14 protein-coding genes and 1 pseudogene are annotated in these 20,675 nt (G+C 65.7%); 2 read left to right on the top strand and 13 right to left on the bottom strand.

The genetic code is table 11. The annotated features are described in order from the left end of the window. Nucleotides 1-167: 167 nt before the first annotated feature. The 7 genes and pseudogenes from HGB10_04795 to HGB10_04765 all read right to left on the bottom strand — a co-directional run bounded on the left by HGB10_04795 (nt 168) and on the right by HGB10_04765 (nt 10,743). A pseudogene (locus HGB10_04795) lies at nt 168-2,105 on the bottom strand (flotillin family protein). 163 nt (nt 2,106-2,268) lie between these two features. Then, nucleotides 2,269-3,384, bottom strand: a complete 1,116-nt coding sequence (gene ald / locus HGB10_04790; GenBank protein NTU71119.1) for an alanine dehydrogenase — start codon at nt 3,382-3,384, stop codon at nt 2,269-2,271. 151 nt (nt 3,385-3,535) lie between these two features. Next, nucleotides 3,536-4,615 (bottom strand): DUF3866 family protein, encoded by a 1,080-nt coding sequence (locus HGB10_04785; GenBank protein NTU71118.1) that lies wholly within the window; start codon nt 4,613-4,615, stop codon nt 3,536-3,538. 17 nt (nt 4,616-4,632) lie between these two features. Next, complete coding sequence (locus HGB10_04780; protein ID NTU71117.1) at nt 4,633-5,754, bottom strand: M20/M25/M40 family metallo-hydrolase; 1,122 nt, start codon at nt 5,752-5,754, stop codon at nt 4,633-4,635. 20 nt (nt 5,755-5,774) lie between these two features. Further along, nucleotides 5,775-7,385 (bottom strand): CTP synthase, encoded by a 1,611-nt coding sequence (locus HGB10_04775; protein NTU71116.1) that lies wholly within the window; start codon nt 7,383-7,385, stop codon nt 5,775-5,777. A 54-nt stretch (nt 7,386-7,439) separates the two neighbouring features. Further along, the gene (locus HGB10_04770; GenBank protein NTU71115.1) at nt 7,440-8,432 is read right to left on the bottom strand and encodes a hypothetical protein; all 993 of its coding nucleotides are present in this window, start codon (nt 8,430-8,432) and stop codon (nt 7,440-7,442) included. After that, nucleotides 8,413-10,743, bottom strand: a complete 2,331-nt coding sequence (locus HGB10_04765; GenBank protein NTU71114.1) for a hypothetical protein — start codon at nt 10,741-10,743, stop codon at nt 8,413-8,415. Before HGB10_04765 ends, HGB10_04770 begins: the two co-directional genes overlap by 20 nt. A gap of 282 nt (nt 10,744-11,025) precedes the next feature. Between HGB10_04765 and murJ the strand changes: the two genes are divergently transcribed. Further along, on the top strand, nt 11,026-12,606 hold the full coding sequence (murJ, locus tag HGB10_04760) for a murein biosynthesis integral membrane protein MurJ (protein ID NTU71113.1): 1,581 nt from the start codon (nt 11,026-11,028) through the stop codon (nt 12,604-12,606). A 7-nt stretch (nt 12,607-12,613) separates the two neighbouring features. After that, nucleotides 12,614-13,315, top strand: coding sequence for a glycosyltransferase family 2 protein (locus HGB10_04755; protein ID NTU71112.1), 702 nt, complete (start codon nt 12,614-12,616; stop codon nt 13,313-13,315). Between the two features lie 7 nt (nt 13,316-13,322). On the opposite strand, the gene HGB10_04750 is transcribed toward HGB10_04755, so the two are convergent. From HGB10_04750 to HGB10_04725, 6 genes are all read right to left on the bottom strand, one after another. Further along, nucleotides 13,323-14,171, bottom strand: coding sequence for a copper transporter (locus HGB10_04750; GenBank protein NTU71111.1), 849 nt, complete (start codon nt 14,169-14,171; stop codon nt 13,323-13,325). Between the two features lie 27 nt (nt 14,172-14,198). Beyond that, nucleotides 14,199-15,320, bottom strand: a complete 1,122-nt coding sequence (locus HGB10_04745) for a hypothetical protein (protein ID NTU71110.1) — start codon at nt 15,318-15,320, stop codon at nt 14,199-14,201. 126 nt (nt 15,321-15,446) lie between these two features. After that, nucleotides 15,447-17,078, bottom strand: a complete 1,632-nt coding sequence (gene recN / locus HGB10_04740; protein ID NTU71109.1) for a DNA repair protein RecN — start codon at nt 17,076-17,078, stop codon at nt 15,447-15,449. Between the two features lies 1 nt (nt 17,079). Continuing rightward, on the bottom strand, nt 17,080-17,928 hold the full coding sequence (locus tag HGB10_04735) for an NAD(+)/NADH kinase (GenBank protein NTU71108.1): 849 nt from the start codon (nt 17,926-17,928) through the stop codon (nt 17,080-17,082). 2 nt (nt 17,929-17,930) lie between these two features. Further along, the gene (locus HGB10_04730) at nt 17,931-18,725 is read right to left on the bottom strand and encodes a TlyA family RNA methyltransferase (GenBank protein ID NTU71107.1); all 795 of its coding nucleotides are present in this window, start codon (nt 18,723-18,725) and stop codon (nt 17,931-17,933) included. Further along, on the bottom strand, nt 18,691-20,643 hold the full coding sequence (locus tag HGB10_04725) for a 1-deoxy-D-xylulose-5-phosphate synthase (protein NTU71106.1): 1,953 nt from the start codon (nt 20,641-20,643) through the stop codon (nt 18,691-18,693). Before HGB10_04725 ends, HGB10_04730 begins: the two co-directional genes overlap by 35 nt. Nucleotides 20,644-20,675 lie beyond the last annotated feature (32 nt).

The following is a 20,675-nucleotide window of genomic DNA, read 5'->3' as shown; positions in this document are numbered from 1 at the left end:
ACGATCTCGGGCGCCTCAGGCGCCGGCTTCGGCGCCGGTGCGGGTGCCGGTGTGGGTGCCGCTGCGGGCTCTGCCGTCGCCAACTGCTCCCGAATCGCCGCCTTGATCGCTCTCACCGACTCTGCCTGCTCCGGGTCAGCCGGAGCGAGTGGGTTGTCCGCCGAGCTGAGCTTATCGGTGGCGAGCAGCGTCATCAGCAGGTTGAACGCGTTGGCGCCCCCACCGTCGCCCTCACCACCGCTATCGCCCATCTGGACGTACGTGGAGGGAACGATCGGGATCTTCGCCGTCTCGATCGCCGTGGCCAGCTTGCCCATGACCTCTTGGATGAGCTGGAGCTGCGGCCCGCCGTAGGCGCGCACCTGCTCTTCGATCGCGATAGCGCGCCCGATACCGACGCGCGCCTCCTTCTCAGCATCGGCCTGCGCGATAAGCCTGACACGCGTTGCATCGCCGTCGGCAAGCAACTTCACGCGCTCAGAGTCGGCTGCTGCCAGCGTCTTCACGCGCTCGGCGTCTTGCGTGGCGCGCTGCAGCTCGGCGCGACCGGAGTTCTCCTGAATCCTGATGTTGATCTCGGACTGCGTAAGGATCGTCTGCTGCTCGGCGACGGCCGTCGCCTCCTTCAGTTCGCGCTCCTTATCGGCGGCCACGCGCTGCTTCTCGTAGGTCTCGAGCTTCTCGACCGCGACCTGCCGGTCACGAAGCTGCATGAGGATCTGCTCGATCTTGTCGTCGCCCGGCTGCGAATGCGGCGTGCCGATGAGCACCTCTTCAAGCTCGAGGTTGTAGTGCTCGAACTTGGCCTTCATCTCGGTACTCGAACGGGCCTGGATGTCGGCGCGCTGCTGGAGGAGCTGGATAAGCGTCATGGTCTGGCCGATGTTCTTGAAGTACGCCGAGACCATCGGGTCGAGCGTCTGGTTGACAAGCATCTTGATATCGCCGAAGCGCTGGATGACGAGCGGCGCCTTCTTGTAGTCGATGTGGATAACCACCGAGAGTGGCAGCAGCGGCTCGAAGGCGTCCTTGGTGATCAGGCTCACCTCGGCGAGATTCTCGTCGTAGTTGTGCTCACCACTCTGGCCGAGGATCCACTTGAGGATGATGTTGGTCGTGGGAACCATGCTGATGGAGCCTGCGTACGTGTTGAACGCGTACTTGCCCGGCATGAGGGCTTCGCTCCAGACGCCGCGGTTGCCCATCGCGACCAACTCGCCGTGGCGGTACTCCTCGCCGGAGGTGTCCACGCCCTTAGGCCCGTAGTACGACACCACGACACCCGTGTAGCCCACAGGAACAACGATCTTGTTGATGAGTTCGACGGTGGCGAACAGTCGGTTGACGAAGTACGTGCCCTCTGTGAGCACCTGATACTGACGACCACGGAAACCGCCGCCGGCGAGGAACGCCTCGGGGTTCTGGAAGTTGTTGTGGTAGTTGGGATCGCCCTGCTGATCGCCCACGTTGGGGGCGATGATGTCGCCCATGGGCAGCGACGGACCGTCGTTGACCGTCACAATGCCCGTCTTGTCGTCAGCACCCTTGATGACGATCGGGTTGAAGCCGTCCACCGATGAGAGGTGCTGGGCCATCATCTGAATGGTCGCCTGTTCCTGGGCGGTGGTGCCCATCGGCAGGTAGTAGATCTGACCCTCGGTGATGATCACGAACTGCGCGAGGTTGAACGCGTAGGTTCCCTCTCGCAGAATCTGCCGCTGCGGACCTCGATGACCGCCACCCTCGATGAACGCCTTGACGTCTTGGAATGTGTTGCCCGGTATGACCGCGCCGAGTGTCTGACCCGGAGGTAGCGGGACGCCGTCACGCGCGAAGACGTACCCGATCTTGCCCTGCGTGATGGTGACGAGCGGCATCACGTGAACGCGGTACATGAGTGGCGTGCGGAAGTGGATGCCGCCTCGTAGCACATCGGGCTGGTAGCCTGCTTGGCCGCCCAGGGCGATGATCGCATCCTTGAGTGAACCCTTGGGGCTCCACCACTTCTCGACGATCGCCACGCGGTCATTGCGGATGACGCGGAAGCCGATCAGCCACAGCGACACGACGAATCCGATGAACACCGCCGTTACCGCGAAGAGCATCTGGAACAGGAACACCGCTACCCCCTCCGACTGGGCCGCGCCCTGCGCGACCATGAAGGAATTCATACCCGTTCGAAAGCCCACGACACGTCTAGCATACGACGAGACCGCCCCGTTGAAACGGGACGGTCTCGATTAGTTTGGATCTCTTCTGTGAGCGGGACTACGCGAGCAGCGACTCCAGCGGGGTGTACTCGAGGCCGTGGACCTCGGCAACCTCCTTGTAGACGACCTTGCCACCGAGAACGTTGACGCCCTTGGCCAGTGCAGCGTCATCCTTGACCGCCTGCTTCCAGCCCTTGTCGGCGATGGCGAGTCCGTAACGCAGCGTGGCGTTCGTGAGCGCCATCGTGGAGGTGTTTGGCACAGCACCCGGCATGTTGGCCACTCCGTAGTGCAGCACACCGTCAACAAAGTACGTGGGGTCGGCGTGCGTCGTCGCGTGCGTGGTCTCGATGCAACCGCCTTGGTCGACGGAGACGTCGACGAGCACGGCACCTGGCTTCATCTTCGGGAGCATGTCCTTGGTCACCAGGAACGGGGTCTTGGCGCCCGGCAGCAGTACTGCACCGATGACGAGGTCGGCAGCGTAGACTTCCTGCTCGACATTGTGCTTGCTCGAGTACACGGTACGGATGCGGTTGCCCCAGATCTCATCGAGGTAGCGCAGGCGATCGAGGTTGATATCCATGATGGTGACGTCGGCGCCCATACCCATGGCGACGTATGCGGCGTTCGTGCCCACGACGCCACCGCCGAGAACGACGACCTTCGCGGGGTGCGTGCCTGGGACGCCGCCCATGAGTACGCCACGCCCGCCGAACGGCTTCTGCAGGTAGGTCGCGCCCACCTGAGCCGCCATACGACCGGCAACCTCGGACATCGGGGCGAGCAGCGGAAGTGAACGGTTGGGAAGCTCGACGGTCTCGTAGGCGATGCAGACGGCCTTGGAGCCGATCAGGCCCATCGTCTGCTCGTAGTCAGGGGCGAGGTGCAGGTAGGTGTAGAGGATCTGGCCCTCACGCAGCTTCTCGATCTCGACGGCCTGAGGCTCCTTGACCTTCACGATCATGTCGGCAGCTGCAAAGACCTCATCGGCGGTTGCGATCATCTTGGCACCGGCGGCAACGTACTCCGCGTCCGGAAACGAGGAGCCCTCGCCGGCTGAAGCCTGAACGAGCACGGTGTGACCGTGCGCCACGAACTCGGCGACGCCGGCGGGCGTCATGCCGACACGGAACTCGTTGTTCTTGATCTCCTTGGGGACTCCGACGATCACGATCGCACTCCCTTTCACAGTTGGTTTCGTGTACCGGCGTCTTGGCGACGCAAGGGCTAGATACCCGCTTTCGGGTGTCAAGCCTCGACCAGTCTACACGCCCCCGAAATGAATGCAATAGCACTCAAACTGCATACTCTAAGCGCGGGCCTCAGTGATTATCCGATATTTTCGGCCTTGCCGAGCGTGCGGCCACCTCTCCGGCGGCATAGGCTGCGAAATAGAATGCAGGATCGTCTGCGAAGCCGCGCCGCATCGTCGTTACCGTCAGGCCGCGAAGATTGGGAGCGTCCTGTGTTCCGGCCCGTGCGTCCGCTCGTTCGTGCGTGCCCCAGATGCCGGCAGCCTGCAGCGCTGCGTCAACCCGCCCCGCGAGTTCGCCGGGCAACGTGGGGACCGCGACCAGGCAGCGCGTCATCGCGACGCGCGTCAGCGCGGCGATGCTGTGGTGACTCACGACGCGATGCCGTTCGCGTTCGTCTGCAAACGAGAGCCGTAGACACGCGATCGGGGTACCGCCGACCGCGGCGGCCGCGTTGAGCGCTTCTCCCTGCCCGATCCCGCCATGCCCGAACGGTGTCGCCGTACCCACGACGCCCGGCCCGATTGCGACGACGGCGATGTCGGCGAATGCGACGTGGCGCGCGGCCAGCAGCGCGGAGTGCAGGTTGATAGCCTCAAGCCCGCCTCCGAACGCCTGGCCGCAGCTGATCGTCTCGTCGATAAGGCCCGCCTCCACCGCCTGCGCGACGATGCCGGAGAGCGCCATGGGCAGGGCGGCCTGATCGGTCATGCAGTACGCGACCCGCAGCGCGGGATCCGCCTGCTTGATCGCAGCAGCCACGAGCGGAACCTGACTGTGGAGCCCGCAACAGACCACGGGCATCCCGTCCACGGACCTCGCGGCCGCCATCACTTCGTGAAACGGACTCTCTTGGGACTCGACGGCCAGAACGTCACGCTGCAGCGGCGTATAGCGCAGCTTCATGACGTGGCCGCCGCTACCCGAGTCGAGCGCGACTCCCCTTCCAGCGCCTTCGCGAGCAACGACGAAATGGGTGCCACCGGTGCCCAGCGCCAGATCGACGGCGGTCGTGTTGAGGAGCACGCGGTCGCCCGTCGCGCAGGTGCCCGAGAGGTCGGGGTAGTTGATCGCGCTGCCGCCCGAGCCGTCATCAAGCGACACGCTGAGACGCTGCACCGCCCCCCCATCGGAGACGACCGCACTCACCGAGCCCCAGACGAGTCTCACGACACACCCGATTCGCCAAGCCGAACGGCGGCGGCGACGCAGACCCTCGCAAGCGCATTCAGGTCCGCGACCTCGATCTGCTCGGCAGTGCCATGAACGCCCGACATGCCGCACGCCAAGGCGAGTGTGGGGATGCCCATCGCGGCGAGAACGTTAGCGTCCGATCCGCCGCCGGTCAGGTACGTCCACGGCGCAAGACCCGCATCGCACATCGCCGATACGACCACCGACATCTCACGACCCTCCTCGGGCTGCACGAAACCCTCGTACTCGAGGTTCCAGTCGAGCTCGACCTGCCCGCCGAAGCGCTCGGCCGCATCACGCATCGCGCGATCCATATCCGCTTTGACCTGCTCGACGCGGTCGCTGTCGAGGGAGCGGCACTCCCCGGTGATGTCGCACTGCGCGGTGACGACGTTTGTCGCGCGGCCACCGCGGATCGACCCGACGTTGGCGGTGGTGCGTTCGTCGAGCCGGCCAAGCTCCATGCTCGCGATGGCGTGCGCCGCCATGGTGATGGCGCTGACGCCGGCCTCGGGGGCAACGCCGGCGTGGCATGCTCGGCCGAGGAACCGCGCCGTGAAGGTGTAATGCGTCGGGGCGCCGACAACGATGCCGCCGGGAGCGCCGTCGGCATCAAGCACGAGACACAGATCACACGCCACGTCCTCAGGCCGCAGGTGCTTGGCACCATGCAGGCCGACCTCCTCCTGCACCGTGAAGATGATGCGCAGTGTCGGTCCTGGAGCACCGGACTCGGCGACCCGACGAACCACTTCGATGGCCGCAGCGAGTCCCGCCCGGTCGTCTGCACCCAGCACCGTCGGACCCGCGGAGTGCACGATGCCCTCGGTGACCACCGGCTCGATGCCACGACAGGGCTCGACCACATCGAGATGCGCGCTCAGAGCCAGCGTTCCCGGAAGTTCGCCCGGCAACAGCGCGATGAGGTTGCCCACATCCGAGCCGGTCTTCTCGGCGGCGTCATCGAACCACACGCGGCAGCCCGCCGCTTCGAGCGCGTCTCGGCAGTACTCGGCTGCAACGCGCTCGGAACCCGAGGGCGAATCGATGCGCACGAGGTCGAGGAAGGTCGACAGCAGACGTTCGTCGCTCATCGCCCGGCCCTCATCTGCGCTCAGCGGCCGTTCTTGTACGTCACAGCGGCGCCGATGAAGTCACGGAAGAGCGGTGCCGGCCGGGTGGGACGGCTCTTGAACTCGGGATGACCCTGATTGCCGAGGAACCACGGGTGGTCCGGCAGCTCGATCATCTCGACGAGCTTGCCATCAGGCGACAGTCCGCTGATGACCATGCCCGCCTCGGTGAGCTTGTCTCGGTAGGCGTTGTTTACCTCGTAGCGGTGGCGATGACGCTCGTAGATGAGGTCTTCACCGTACGCCTCATGACCCTTGGTGCCGGGAGTGACCTGGCACGGATAGGTACCGAGGCGCATGCTGCCGCCCATGTCCTCGACGTCCTGCTGCTCGAGCATCAGGTCGATGACGGGGTGCTCGGTGACCGGATCGAACTCGGCTGAGTTGGCGCCGGTGAGGCCAGCCACGTGACGCGCGAACTCGGCGACGGCAACCTGCATTCCAAGGCAGATACCGAAGTACGGCACCTTGTTCTCGCGGGCATAGCACGCTGCGCGGATCTTGCCCTCGATGCCGCGGATGCCGAATCCGCCTGGCACGAGAATGCCGTCCATCTTCATGAGAAGCTGGTCGACCTCCTCCGGGGTGAGCGACTCGGCGTCCAGCCAGTGCGTGTGGACCTTCACGTCGTGGAAGATGCCGGCATGGTCGAGCGCCTCGTTGACTGAGAGGTACGCATCAGGAAGCGCGACGTACTTGCCAACCAGGCCGATGTTGACCTCGTCGGACAGTGAGGCGGAGTGAGCGACGAACGCGTCCCACTCGGTCATATCCGGCGCGCCGCACTTGAGGTGCAGACGCTCGATGACCATCTCGTCGAGAGCCTGAGCGCGCAGATTATCGGGCACCTCGTAAATCGAGCGCGCGTCGAGCGCCGAGACAACGGCTCGGGGATCGACGTCGCAGAACAGCGCGATCTTGCGACGGATGCCGACGTCGATAGGACGGTCGGAACGGCACACGATGAAGTCGGGCGTGATACCGATTGAGCGCAGCTCCTTGACCGAGTGCTGCGTCGGCTTGGTCTTCAACTCGCTCGATGCCGCGATCCACGGCACGAGTGTCACGTGGATGTAGCAGACGTTCTCGCGACCCTTGTCCTTCTTGAGCTGGCGGATCGCCTCAAGAAACGGCAGCGATTCGATGTCGCCGACGGTGCCGCCGACCTCGGTGATGATGACGTCGGGCTGGGTCTGCTCGGCGAGGCGGTTGATGCGGTCCTTGATCTCGTTGGTCACGTGCGGGATGACCTGCACGGTGCCGCCGAGGAAGTCGCCGCGGCGCTCCTTGCCGATGAGTGTTTGGTAGACCGAGCCGGCAGTGACGTTACAGTCACGCGTCAGCGACTCGTCGATGAAGCGCTCGTAGTGCCCCAGGTCCAGATCGGTCTCGGCGCCGTCATCGGTCACGAAAACCTCACCGTGCTGGAACGGACTCATGGTGCCGGGGTCGACGTTGAGATACGGGTCGAGCTTCTGGATGGTCACCTTCATCCCCCGCGACTTGAGCAAGCGTCCGAGCGATGCTGCGGTGATGCCCTTGCCTAGCGAGGAGACGACGCCTCCGGTCACGAAGATGTGCTTTGTCGCCATGTGTGTGTCCCAGCTCCTTTAGCCGACGCGTGTTGACCCGACCCGTAGGTGATTCTACTTCTCTCCGGTTGCGATTGAGCGACCGGTTTCATCCGATGTTGTGTCTGTGCCCGAATCCGGCGCTTTCCTGCCAAGCGAATCGAGCCATCGAAGTGCCGCGCTACCCTCGATCACCGCCGAGAAGGAGACTTTCTCGGAGGCGAGATTGAGCAGCAACATGAGCGTTGCATAGATGGCGACGTTGGATGTCGACGTGAAGAGCGTCACCGCGGTCCAGCCGGCAAGCACCCCTGCCGCATTCGCTCCGGCGTCGCCCAGCATCGCACGCTCGCCGACATCGAACCGCCAGACCGCGATGACGGGTCCAAGCATGATCACGAGCAGCAGTGCGGGGATGCGCAACGCACCTGAACTGAGCAGCGCGGTCAACGCAATCATCCCGACCAGAGCCGAGTACACCTTGAGCGCCCGACCGGGACGCAGATCCATGAGGTTCAGCAGATTCGCCGTCAGGGCGATAGCGAATGTCGCGGCAACCCAACGAACAAGTGCCAGGGGTAGGCCGTGACTTTGAACGATGCGCATCGAATCCGTCAGCGCGGCTGCGGCTGACAAGAGTCCGATCCCCAGCAGCTTGAGACCGCCGGTGGTGAGGCGCCCCCGCGTGAGCGCCGCGAGGTGTCCACGGAAACCGCGCTCGGCAGACGTTCCGAACGAGTCGTCGATGAAGCCGAAGGCAAAGGCGCCGAGCACGAGCACAGTGGGAGCGAACACCATGAACGAACCACCGGTGGGCATAGGACCCCACGACGCCCAGATGAATGCTGCGGTGTCGAGCGCACCCGCAGCAACGGACATGCCCACGGCCCACATGACCCAGACGACACCCAGACCCAGCACGACCCGCCGGCCACGGTAGTTGGTGACACCGGACGTCATGTCAGCCTCGAGTGTCGGCACGAACATGCTCATCCCGACCCAAGGGATAACGACCGCGCCGAGCAGCGCGAACGCAACTGCGACCACGTCACTGACGATCGGAGTCATCGCGGTTCACCGCCTCGATGTCGCCCAAACGGGCCAACAACATCCACGCGAACGCGCCCCCGACGTACAGGGCCATGTAGGACGGGATGACGATTCCGGAGTCTTCAGTGAAGAAGGCGACGATGCCCGCGCCAATCGCTGCGGTCGCCACGGCAAACAGGGCCGCGTTGGCGGAGCGAAGACTGGTCCACACGGCGGGTCGGCGCCACCGTACCAAGGCGCCGAGCGCTGCGGCCGATACGAGGATCCACGTCAGTTCGGTACTGCCAAGCACCCGCGCGTTCGCGCCGGCCTTACGCACGATGATCGTCCACAGCGTTCCAACACCACCCCTGTCCGCACCTTCAAGCGCTCGTGCGAGGTGCGTCTGCGCTCCACCGCCGAACACGTCGACCGCGGCGAACACACCCACGACCATCACCGCACCCACGATGATCAGCCCGACGCGCCCCGGAGTCAGACGGACGCCCCTCAACAGCAGCGCAGCAAGCGCGAAGCCCGCGGTTCCCCAGATGGCGACACCGACGTTGGCACCCAGAGCCGGCGCGACGGCGACGCCCACGAACACGACTCCGAGCACAGCGACGCCCCAGGATCGCAGCATCTCCACCCAGCGGGCCCGTGGCCACGCGTCGATGAGTAGCGCGCAACCGACGACCAGCGAACCGAACACGATCGCCGCGGTCTCGTTGCCGATACCGTAGTAGCGCGCGCCGAGTAGCGCCGAGTAGCTGAGTGCCGACAGGAGCGAGAGGGGTGCCCCGACGAACTGCTCGGCCAGCAGCGTGAGTGACGTAAGGAGGCACAGCACGGCCACCGGCGCACGAATGGGAAGCCGACGCGACAACGCGAAGAGCGGCGCGGCGAGCGCGACGGTGCCAAGCGCGATCGCGGCCCCGGCTGCGGCACCCGAGCCAGGCGCCGGGAGCACGATCGCGGCGAGCCAGACCGCACATGGAATCGCCAGCGCCAGCAGCAGCGCTCCTCGGGCCGTCATCGCAAGCACCGTGACCGTGCCCGGCGTTGGGGATGCAAGGAGCGCGAGAGCCAGGGTCAACGCGAATGCGAGAACGGCCAGCACCACCATCGTGCGAGAGACCGCAGGCTTCACCTGATTGATCGCGACAAGAACGTCCGACTGCCGACTCAAGTAGGCGATACGCGAAGACGCATCTTTGTCGGTGCTCAGTGTGTTGATGGGACTGCCAAGCACCTGTACGGGGCGCTCGAGCCGGAGCGCCTCAAGCACGGTCGCAGTGATGTCAATGTTGGTCACCAGCCCCATCCGGTGCGTCGATGACGCTGTGGCGAAGCCTTCGAAGCCTTCGCCGAGCACGAGCAGCGGACCGAAACCCTCTGCATCTCCGCTTGGGTCGGCGAAGAGGGCCTGTGACGCGACGATGACCACGTCATCGGGACCACGGGCGTCTACCGCTAGGCCGACAACGTGGTCGAGCGCTGCGACCGCCTCTGCGCGCTGGCGCGCGGCGACCGTCGGATCCACCTGCCACGAGAAGTCGCGGGCGCGAGCGAGGTCGCCCGCATCGAGCACCACCAGTGCGGGTCCGCCGTGCGCCTCAACTCGCTGAAGTGCGCTCGCAAGCGCGTTCGCGAAGCGCATGGGGTCGGTCCCTCGCGCGTACGGAGCCGCGGTCGACGTCGCAAGCAGCGCCGCCGACACGTCGCCGAATGCGACGAGCCCCGATGCATCCATCGACGCGACGGCCGCGGGTCGCTGAAACTCGGGCGCATCGCTGTACCCGGTATCGGAGTTCCCGATGGCCGCAGTCACACCGCCCGCAGAGGTGATCGTCTCGCCGAGCGTACCCAGCTGCACGTCGACCGATCCTTTGCGATTGGCACGCTCGATGATCGGCAGCCCCAAGAACACGATGTCGGCATCGTCGGTCGAGTCCCCGACTGTGCGCCGGTACGACTCTGCTGCGGTACCACCGGCGACCGTCTCGCTCGCGTTGAACGCAGCAGGAGCCGCCCAATCGGGTAGCGCCCAGACGCCTGACGAGATCGCGAGCGCACCCTCGAGCGCTGTCGCCCCTGTGCCCGACTTCCGGACACGACTCCGGGCGTTGACGCTGGCGACCGCGCCTTGCTCGGCGATGCGCCACAGGGAGGGGGTCGACGTCGCTGTGACATCGGCCCAGGTCAGATACGGCGCGATGACCAGATAGACGGTTCGATCCTTGGATTGCGCTGCGGTTGCGGCTGCTGCGGTGGTGGTGAGAGGAGGGGCGGCTACGCACGCCACCATAACGGCGGCGAATATGGCGACTATCGGCCAGACTCGCTTCATTCCCGCTCCATGCGGCTGCACTGACACGAGTGTGTCGCGTTCGCCGCCTCGGTTCGACTAGGGGTGATCCGGTGCGGGCGCGCCGCGTCCGGGCAACTGTGCCCGAGGTCAGTATAGCGAATACTGCAGGGTGCGCCGCGAGCCGCTCGGGTACACTTGTGCTGGCCGGTGTGAAGCGGCCGATCCATTCAGACGCGGCCTTCTCGGCCGCCGAACCCGGAGGCGCGCACCATCAGCAAGCCGTCCATCGCCAGATCGACAGCGATGATGTCGACACTCACGATGCTCTCACGCATCACGGGCTTCCTACGCATCTGGGCCACCGCCTTCGCGCTCGGAGCGACGGGCCTGATGTCTGCGTACAGCGTCGCCAACAACATCCCCAACATGATCTTCGAGCTCGTAGCAGGCGGCATAATCTCGTCGCTCTTCATCCCGATGTTCATGGAACTGCGCGAGCAGACGGGCGACGACGCGGCGTGGGCGTTTTCGAGTCGCGTCTTCAACCTCGCGCTCCTGTGCCTTGGCGTCATCGGCGTCATCGGCACGATCTTCCCCGAACCGTTCATCTGGACGCAGACGTTCCGGATGTCTCCGCAGGAGGCCGCCAAGGTCGTGCCCGCGGCCACGTTCTTCTTCCGCTTCTTCGCCCTGCAGGTCGTCCTGTACGGCGCCGGCTCCATCATCTCGGGCCTGCTCAACTCCCGCAGGCAGTACTTCTGGCCGGCTGTTGGACCCGTGTTCAACAACGTCGTGGCCATCGGTGCGATGCTTGCGTTCGTGGCGCTCGGTGGCGACGTGTCGGGACAGGCGACCGCAGCCGGCCCGGCAGCGATCGTCCTCGCGCTCGGGACCACGCTCGCCGTCTTCGTCATGTTCGCGGTGCAGGTTCCGGCGGTGTTTAAGTCAGGCTGGAAGTACTCGGCGGGGCTGGGTCTTCGCGACCCTGCGGTGCGACGTATGCTGCGCCTCGCGATCCCGACGTTCATCTACGTGGTCACCAACCTCGTCGCGGTGTCGTTTCGCAACTCCTCGGCGCTGGCCGTGTCCGAGAAGGGCGTCTCGGTCCTCACCTACGCGTGGGTCTTCTACCAGCTCCCTTACGGCATCCTAGCTGTGGCACTGGCCACCGCCGTGTTCACCGAGCTTTCCGACTCGGCCGGCAAGACCGACATGGTCGCCTTCAAGCAGACCTTTGCGCGCGGGTTACGTGCAACCGGCGTGATGATGTTGCCAGCCTCAGCGGTGATGGTGGCGCTCGCGGTGCCGCTCGTGACGCTGTACCGAGTCGGCGCCTTCACAGCCGAGGACATCCCGCTCGTCGCGGGCGCACTGCGCTGGTGGGCAGCCGGGCTGATCTTCTACGCGCTCACGATGTTCCTGCTGCGCACGTTCTACTCGTTGAAGGACACGAAGACACCCATGTGGGTGAACCTTGCGCTCACGATCGGCGTGCAGATCACGCTCTACGTGGTGCTGTCGACCGGCGTCGGTGAGTGGGCCGGCATCGGCATCAACGGCATCCCCATGGCTGACGTCGCCGCATACTTCTGCATCTCCGTGACACTCGGGCTGCTGCTTCGTAGGCGGATCGGCGGCTTCGACTCGAGTGGTGTGACCTGGACGTTCGCGCGCATGGCGTTCGCATCAGCCATTGGTGGAGCCGCAGCATGGGCGATCACCTGGGCGTCCCCGGGTCTGGCGGGCAACCCCGGCGGGGCACTGATTCAAGTCACGCTCGGCGGAATCGTTGGCCTCGGCATCGCTTTCGGTGTCGGACGCATCCTCGGCGTGGCCGAGGTCGCCAGCGGTATGACGCTGGCGAGACGCACGATCGCCCGCCGGTTCGGACGAGGAGCATAAGGTGGACATCGCAGTCCTCATACCCGCACACGACGAGGCCGAGCGGATCGCTGCCACGGTGGAGGCCGCACTGGCGATCGATGGCGTGACGCGAGTCGTGGTCGTCGACGATGGAAGTGAGGATGACACCGCCATCCTCGCCGAGCGGGCCGGCGCCAAGGTCGTCCGCATGTTCGGCAACGCCGGCAAGGGCGGAGCGCTTGAAGCGGGAGCCAAGCGCGTCGAGAATGCGGACATCGTGCTCTTGCTCGATGGCGACCTCGGCGAGACGGCGAGTCAGGGTGCCGCCCTGCTCGGACCGATCGTCGCGGGCGAAGCCGACATGACGATCGCCACGTTCCCTCGCCCCGAAGGCAAGGCGGGCTTCGGCTTCGTGATGCGGCTCGCCCGGTGGGGCATCGTGCGCTACGGCGGCCCGTTCACGGCAAACGCTCCCCTGTCGGGTCAGCGCGCGATCACCGGCGAATGCCTGGCGCGAACCCGGCCCTTCCTCAGCGGCTACGGCGTCGAGGTCGGACTCACCGTTCGGGCACTTCGTGCAGGCTTCCGTCTGTTGGAGGTGCCGACCACGATGGCGCACGCCGCGACAGGCCGGGACGTGTCGGGGTTTGTGCACCGGGGCCGCCAGTTCGTGCACGTGTCACTCGCGCTGGCCAAACTCGCATCCGAGCGGCATCACGCCGGCGTGAGCGACGACCGGTCCGCCTAGACGCTCGCTACTGGTCGTCGGGCAAGGCCGGGAACGGCTTGATCGTGTTCGCGCTGAGCCCGAAGTACCCCTGCTCCCCGCCACTCAGCAACGCCACAAGGGTGAAGCGGCCGGGTTGCGTCCCAAGGGTGTCGAACGCGGAGAGTCGACGTGCGACTGCTGCCGCTGCCACTCCCGTACCACTCGTCGGGGTCTGGGCCCCGATCGCGTAGTAGCCGGAGTCCGCGTAGGCTCGGCCGATGTCGAGAGCGACAGCGTCGGGTTCCTTGAGGAACGCGGCGACGCTGACGAGGTCGGTCGCCACCTTCGAGCCCTTGAACCCGGCCACCTTGATCGCACCCGCCTTTACGAGCGCATCCGTCATCGGTCGTGGCTCATCAGGTGTCGTCCACTCCGCAGCGAGTGACGCCGGCAGGGATGGACGCAGGTCGGCGTCGGTCGCGACCACGGATCGCAGCGCGGAGACGACCTTCTCGTCGTTGAGTCCGAACTCGCGCTTCAAAATCGTCACGGTGACAGGCGTACCGCCCGCGGTTCTCACGTCGGCCGCTGCAGCCGCAGCGCCCTCCTTCTCCGCGCCACTCGTGAGTATCACGACTGCGTGACCCTTGAGTCGGTTCTTGGCCCAAGCGCTCGTGATCTGCTCGGAGTAGCTGTTCTGGAGGGCAACTTCCTTCTTCAGCCTCGAGTTCTCGTTCTTCAGCTTGCGGAAGTCACGCTGCAATCCCGAGACGAGCGCATCCTGCTGGCGCGAGAAGCTGCCCTGCTGGACGACGAGCCCGCCGAGAACGAGACCGATCGCGAGCGCAAGGAACACGGCGACGAGTGAGACGATGTGGTAGCGGAGGTTGTACATCGGGCGCAGCTCCTACGACGAAGGGGGTCAGGCGCCAAACCAGGCGCGGATACGAAGGATGATCAGTTCGATGAACGACCGAGCGGCGGGCGAGATGACGATGACCGCGGTCACCACGACCAAAGCGGCCAGTACGATTGGCATGAGCTGCGACGGGCTCGCCGAGGCGCGGTAGAGCTTGTTGACGCCCTTCGCGTCGACGAGCTTCGGACCGACCTTGAGTCGGACGAGGAAGGTCGACGCCATACCCTTCCGTCCCTTGTCGAGGTACTCCACAAGGTTCGCGTGAGTCCCAACCGCGACGATCAGGTCGGCACCCGACTCCCAGGCCAGCAGCAGCGCCAAGTCCTCGCTCGTCGCGGCAAGAGGCCACGCGACGCCTTGCAGCCCAAGCTCCTCCAGCCGCTCCATGCCCGGTGCCCTACCGTCCGGGTACGCATGCACGATCAGCTCCGCTCCGCTCGACAGAGCGGCATCGGTCACGGAATCCATGTCGCCGACGATGATGTCGGGCTTGAATCCCGCCTCGATGATCGCGTCGGCCCCACCGTCCACGCCTATGAGTACCGGGCGCATCTCTCTCACATAGGGCCGAAGCGCCTGCAGATCCGCCTTGAAGTCGTACCCACGTACCGCGACGAGTACGTGGCGACCTTCGATCGCGTGCCGCGTGCGAGGTACCCACATGTCGTCGGTCAGGATCGACTGCTCACGTTCGAGGTACTCGAGCGTGTTTCGTGCGAACCGATCGAGCTGGTCGCCGAGACCTGCCTTGGCGGCCTCCATCTTCGCCTCGATGTCAGACGTCGACAGTCGGGTGCCGGTGGCGATGACCTCTCCGTCCTTGAGGATGTCATCACCGATCACGACTACAGAATCGCCTTCGCGGATTCGCTCCATCACGGCGGGCCCAACAGCGTCGATCAGCGTCACGCCGGCGCGCGTCAAGAGCAGCGGGCCCACATTGGGATATGCACCCGAGATCGACGGTGCGACGTTGACCACGACTTCGACGCCGGTCTCGATAAGACCCTCGGCGCTCACTCGGTCCATGTCGACGTGATCGATGATGGCGACATCGTCCGAACCGAGGCGCTTGGTGAGGTCCTTGGTTCGCCTGTCGATGCGTGCGATGCCCTGATGGCGCATGCGACTCCCGGTCGTTGTCGGCGGGTCAGCGACGTTTCGCTCACGGTGAAGCGAGCGGGCTCACCACGTGCGAATGCTACCACAGGACAGGCACGGATTCGTGCTTCGCAGGCCGAGCACGGAGCCCTACCGCGCGGGGTGCTCGACGCTTTGGAGCAGCTCCTCGGCGTGTGCGAGCCCGGCATCGGAGTCGTTGCCTGACAGCATGCGCGCGATCTCGGCCACACGTCCCCCGCCGTCGACTCGCGTGACCGTTGTAGCCGCGTCCCCGCCGTCCATCTCCTTGCTGACGACCAGATGCGCGTCGGCGAAGACGGCCACCTGCGCCAGGTGGGTGACCACGATGACCTGTCGACCCCGTCCAAGTTGCGCGAGGCGTCGACCGACCGCTGTCGCCGTGGCGCCACCAATTCCCGCGTCGACCTCATCAAACACCAGCGTCTCGACCGAGTCAGCTGCGCCCAAGACACCCTTGAGTGCCAACATCACGCGCGAAATCTCGCCTCCCGAGGCGATACGCGACAAAGGACGGCACTTCTGCGCGGCAGCGGGTGCGTAGAGGAACTCGACCCGATGGGGCCCGTCCGCCGTCCACGCGTCAAACGGCAGCGCGGCGATGTCGACCTCGAAGCGCGTACCATCCATCGCCAACTCGGCCACGGCGTCGGCCAGCGCGGCAACGAACCCCGGCACCGCCTCTTCGCGGACAGCCGTCAGCCGGTCGGCTGCCGCCTGAAGCTGTGCTTGCGCCGCACCCACGGCCGCGTCGGCCGCCAGTCGCGCCTCGTCTCCGGCGTCGGCCGCTGCGAGCGCTTCGTCAGCCGCGTCGCGAGCCGCAATCACATCGTCGAGCGTTGGCCCGTACTTGCGAGTGAGGCCGCTGAGCGCCGACAGGCGCGCGAGCACTCGATCGAGTGCGTCCGCATCATGCTCGATGCCATCCCGATACGATCGCAGCTCGGCCGAAACGTCGTCGGTAAGTGCCGAGACCTCGCCCAAACGCGCTGCAAGCGCATCGAGGGCCGGGTCGACGCCTACGGTCTTGAGCAGCGTCGCCTGAGCGCGCGCGACGGAGTCGAGTGCGCCCCCGTCAGCGCGGAGTATGCGCGTGGCTTCACCCGCTGCCTCCGCGAGGCGCTCCCCGTGCTGCAGCGCCGGAAGTCGCGCCTCAAGCGCAGCGTCTTCGCCCGGCACCGGATCGACCCGGCCGATCTCCTCGGCCACGAATCGCAGGTAGTCGGCGTTCTTGGCGGCCTCGGCCATGCGCACGGCAAGTTCATCTCGGCTGGTGATGGCTGCGCGATGCGCCTCCCGCGCCGTCCGATACTCCTCCAGCGCGACTCGAGCCGACTCCCCCGCCCTGCGGTCCAGGTATCCCACGTGGGTGGCGGGCGACAGGAGAGCCTGGTGCTCATGCTGGCCGTGCAGATCGACGAGTGGGCCGATGCGCTCGGCAAGCGCGCCCACCGTCGCCATCTCATCGTCCAGGGTGCACCTGCTACGCCCGTCCGCGCTCACCCGCCGGCGCGCGATCAACTCGCGTTCGCCCGCACGGAAGCGACCTTCGACGGTGGCCTCAGGCGCGCCGTCGCGAACCGCTCCCGAATCCGCGCGTTCTCCCAACAGAAGCTTGAGCGCGCCGAGCAGGGCGGTCTTGCCCGCGCCGGTCTCGCCGCTGAGCACGGTCATGCCCGGCCCGAACTCGAGCCACGCTTCCCGGATGAGTGCGAGGTCGCGGACGTGCAGCTCGTCGAGCACGTCAGCCCCCGAAGAACTCGTCGGCGACGGTGCCGTAGAAGTGGCGACCGTCCAGCTTGACGAGCAGCACGTCGTGGCTGCCGCGCGTGACGGTCACGCTGTCGATCGTCTGGCGACACGGCACGAGTCCGCCGTCAACGATGAGGCATGCGTCCGAGCGTGAAGGGTCGGGCAAGGAGATCTCGACGACTTCGTGACTGCCGGTGACGATGGGCCGGGCCTTCAGTGTGTGTGCGGCGACCGGCACCACCACCATGCCATCGAAGCCAGGGGCGACGATGGGCCCACCTGCGGACAGCGCGTACGCCGTCGAGCCTGTAGCTGTCGACACGATGATGCCGTCGGCCCGGAACCGGGCGATCGGGTGACCGTCGATCCCCAGGTCCAACGCGATGACACGTGCTGACGCCCCACGGGAGACGACGATCTCGTTGAGCGCGCGGTACCTGCCCACGGGACGGCCATCCATGACGACCTCGGCGAGCAGCGTCGCGCGACGCTCGATCCGAGCCTCGCCTGCAAGCGCCGTGCTCACCGCTTCACGCATCGATCCGGCCGGTGCGCCCGACAAGAACCCGAGCCTGCCGAACTTGATGCCGATGACAGGCACTTCGACCGCGCCGAGGAGATGCACCGCCTTGAGAATGGTGCCGTCCCCGCCGAGGGCGACTACGAGGACCGGTTCTCCGATATCGGCAGGTGCGACACCCAGATCGGCCAGCCCAACGCCGCGCGCGTCCTCGGTGGCAAGGACAGGAGAGAACCCCTCGGCGATCAGCCACGTTGCAAGCTCAACGGTGGCGCCCACCGCTGCCGCGTTCTGTATGTTCGGTACGAGCAGAACCCGCACGCTCAGCCTCCCAGTTCGTCGTGAGCCGCTTGAACGACCGACTCGGCACTCGAACCCGCCGGATCGCCCGATCGCGCCGCCCACATCCAGAACTCGATGTTACCTTCCGGACCCTTGATGGGCGAATACGTCAGATCTCGGACTACCAGACCGCCCTCGCGAGCGGTTGCGACCGCCGCCTCCAGAACGTCTTGGTGTACGCCCGCGTCCTTGACCACGCCCCGTTTTCCCACACGCCCCTTACCGGCTTCGAACTGAGGCTTTACCAGCGCTACGAGATCGCTCTGCGGGGCCATGAGGGCGAGGAGATGTGGCATGACGACGCGCAGCGATATGAACGAGACATCGATGACTACGAGTTCAAACGGCGCACCGAGCACATCCGGGTCTGCGGCGCGTATGTTGAGGCGCTCGAACACCGTGACCCTGGGGTCGCTGCGTAGTGACCAAGCGAGCTGTCCGTAGCCAACGTCAACGGCGACGACGCTCGCGGCCCCCCGCTGGAGAAGACAGTCGGTGAAGCCGCCTGTGGATGCTCCCACGTCCACGGCGCGCACTCCCGCAACGTCGAGACCGAAGGTCGTGAGCGCTCCATCGAGCTTCTCGCCGCCACGTGAGACGAATCGACGCCGCTCGGCGACTTCGATAATGGCGTCCTCATCGACCGAGTGCCCGGCCTTGTTCACAACCTCGCCTGCGACGCGCACCTCACCCGCGAGCACCGCTGCACGGGCACGCTCGCGCGACGCGAAGAAGCCGCGATCAACCAGTAGTGCGTCGATGCGGCGCCGTGTCATGCACGTCTCCCTCAGCGTGTGCGGTGGCGGACTCTTCCGAAGTGAAACCGCTCAGCCGTCCGAGCACAGCACCACATACACCCTCTGCGGTCAGTCCGACATCCGCGAGAAGCTTCGCCATCGCACCATGCGTCACGAAGCAATCGGGGACGGCAAGCCGCAGGACGGGAACCTGAACATCCATGTCAGCCAGCGCCTCGAGAACACCGGAGCCAAACCCGCCAACAGCCGTGTTCTCTTCGATCGTAACCAGCAGCCGATGGCTCTTCGCCGCCCACGATACCGTCTCGTAGTCGAGCGGTTTGACCCAGCGGGCGTTGATGACACTCGCCGAGATACCCTGTGCGGCCAGCACGTCCGCGGCATCCTCAGCGGTGGCGACCATGCGGCCGACCGCGAGCAGCGCGACGTCAGTACCCTTACGCCGAATCTGGGCTTGCGCCGCGTCCCACGCCACCGGCTGCTGCGGCATCTCGAGTCCACTGCCGGCTCCGCGTGGGTAACGCAGCGCAACCGGGCCATCAGCTGCGATGGCGGTTCGAAGCGCCTCAGCAAGCTCGACCTCATCGGCCGGAGCGAGGACCATCATGTTGGGGATCGAACGAAGATAGGTGAGATCGAACACGCCGTGATGTGTGGGGCCGTCCTCGCCCACCAGCCCCGCCCTGTCGAGGCAGAACACGACGTGCAGGTTCTGCAAAGCGACATCCATCATCATCTGGTCGTAGGCGCGCTGCGCGAACGTCGAGTACACCGCGACCACGGGAATCATGCCGCCCAGTGCAAGGCCGGCAGCCATGCCGACCGCGTGCTGCTCGGCAATGCCGACGTCGTAGAAGCGGTCCGGGTACGTCGCAGCGAATCGATCGAGGCCGGTGCCTGACGGCATCGCAGCGGTGATCGCGACGATGCGGTCGTCACGCGCCGCCTCGGCAACTATCGAGTCCGAGAACGCCTCCGTGAAACTAATCGGCGCCCCGGGCTTGCTGTGCGCTTTGCCCGTCTCAATCGAGAACGGCGCGATGCCGTGGAATGCGTCCGGAGAGTCCTCGGCGTGCACGTAACCCGCGCCCTTGCGCGTCACCGCGTGGATGATGACCGGCCCGTCTGACGTCCTCGCCCGCTCGACAGCCTCTTGGACCTGCTCGACATCGTGCCCGTCGATCGGCCCGACGTACTTCAGCCCGAGTTCCTCGAAGAGCATGCCGGGCACGACGAGCTGCTTGAACGATCCCTTAACGGCCTCGCCAAGATCGACCATTGCGCGACCGATCGTCGTCGATGCGAGCTTGTTCTCGACGCCGTCACGCAGGCGGTTGTAGCGCGGGTCGAGACGAACACGCGCGAGATAACTGGCCAGTGCGCCTACGTTCTCGGAGATCGACATCTCATTGTCGTTCAAGACGATGACGACCTTGGCACCCAGATGCCCGATGTGGTTGAGCGCCTCGAACGCCATGCCACCGGTCATGGAGCCATCACCGATCACGACGAGCACCGTTTCGTCACCGCCGCGGGCGTCACGCGCCTGCGCCAAGCCGAGTGCGACCGAGAGCGAATCGGAGGCGTGGCCCGTGTCGAAGGCATCGTAGGGGCTCTCGCTTCTCTTGGGGAACCCGCACACACCGCCGTACTGGCGGAGGGTCGAGAAGCGTTCGCGCCGGCCAGTCAGCAGCTTGTGGACGTAGGACTGATGCCCCACGTCGAAGATGATTCGGTCCTTCGGGCAGTCAAGCGCACGATGGATGCCCAGAGTGAGTTCGACAGCTCCCAGGTTGGGCGCCAGGTGACCGCCGGTCTGCGAGACCGTGGTCACGAGCTCGGTGCGAATCTCGTCGGCGAGTTGCGCGAGCTCGGCCTGTGAGAGGCCCTTCACGTCACACGGTGCCTCTATGGAATCGAGGATTCGTTCTGGCACGCGGTTCATCACTTCCAGGTTTCGCGCACTCT

Source organism: Coriobacteriia bacterium (assembly GCA_013334745.1).
GTDB lineage: Bacteria > Actinomycetota > Coriobacteriia > Anaerosomatales > JAAXUF01 > JAAXWY01.
This window is presented reverse-complemented; position numbering and strand designations above follow the sequence as displayed.

Bases quoted from the DNA above. Each gene is read 5' to 3' on its own strand.
- HGB10_04780 (NTU71117.1), bottom strand. From the start codon at position 5,754: ATGAGCGACGAACGTCTGCTGTCGACCTTCCTCGACCTCGTGCGCATC.
- HGB10_04775 (NTU71116.1), bottom strand. From the start codon at position 7,385: ATGGCGACAAAGCACATCTTCGTGACCGGAGGCGTCGTCTCCTCGCTA.
- HGB10_04770 (NTU71115.1), bottom strand. From the start codon at position 8,432: ATGACTCCGATCGTCAGTGACGTGGTCGCAGTTGCGTTCGCGCTGCTC.
- HGB10_04765 (NTU71114.1), bottom strand. From the start codon at position 10,743: ATGAAGCGAGTCTGGCCGATAGTCGCCATATTCGCCGCCGTTATGGTG.
- murJ (NTU71113.1), top strand. From the start codon at position 11,026: ATGCTCTCACGCATCACGGGCTTCCTACGCATCTGGGCCACCGCCTTC.
- HGB10_04750 (NTU71111.1), bottom strand. From the start codon at position 14,171: ATGTACAACCTCCGCTACCACATCGTCTCACTCGTCGCCGTGTTCCTT.
- HGB10_04745 (NTU71110.1), bottom strand. From the start codon at position 15,320: ATGCGCCATCAGGGCATCGCACGCATCGACAGGCGAACCAAGGACCTC.
- HGB10_04730 (NTU71107.1), bottom strand. From the start codon at position 18,725: ATGACACGGCGCCGCATCGACGCACTACTGGTTGATCGCGGCTTCTTC.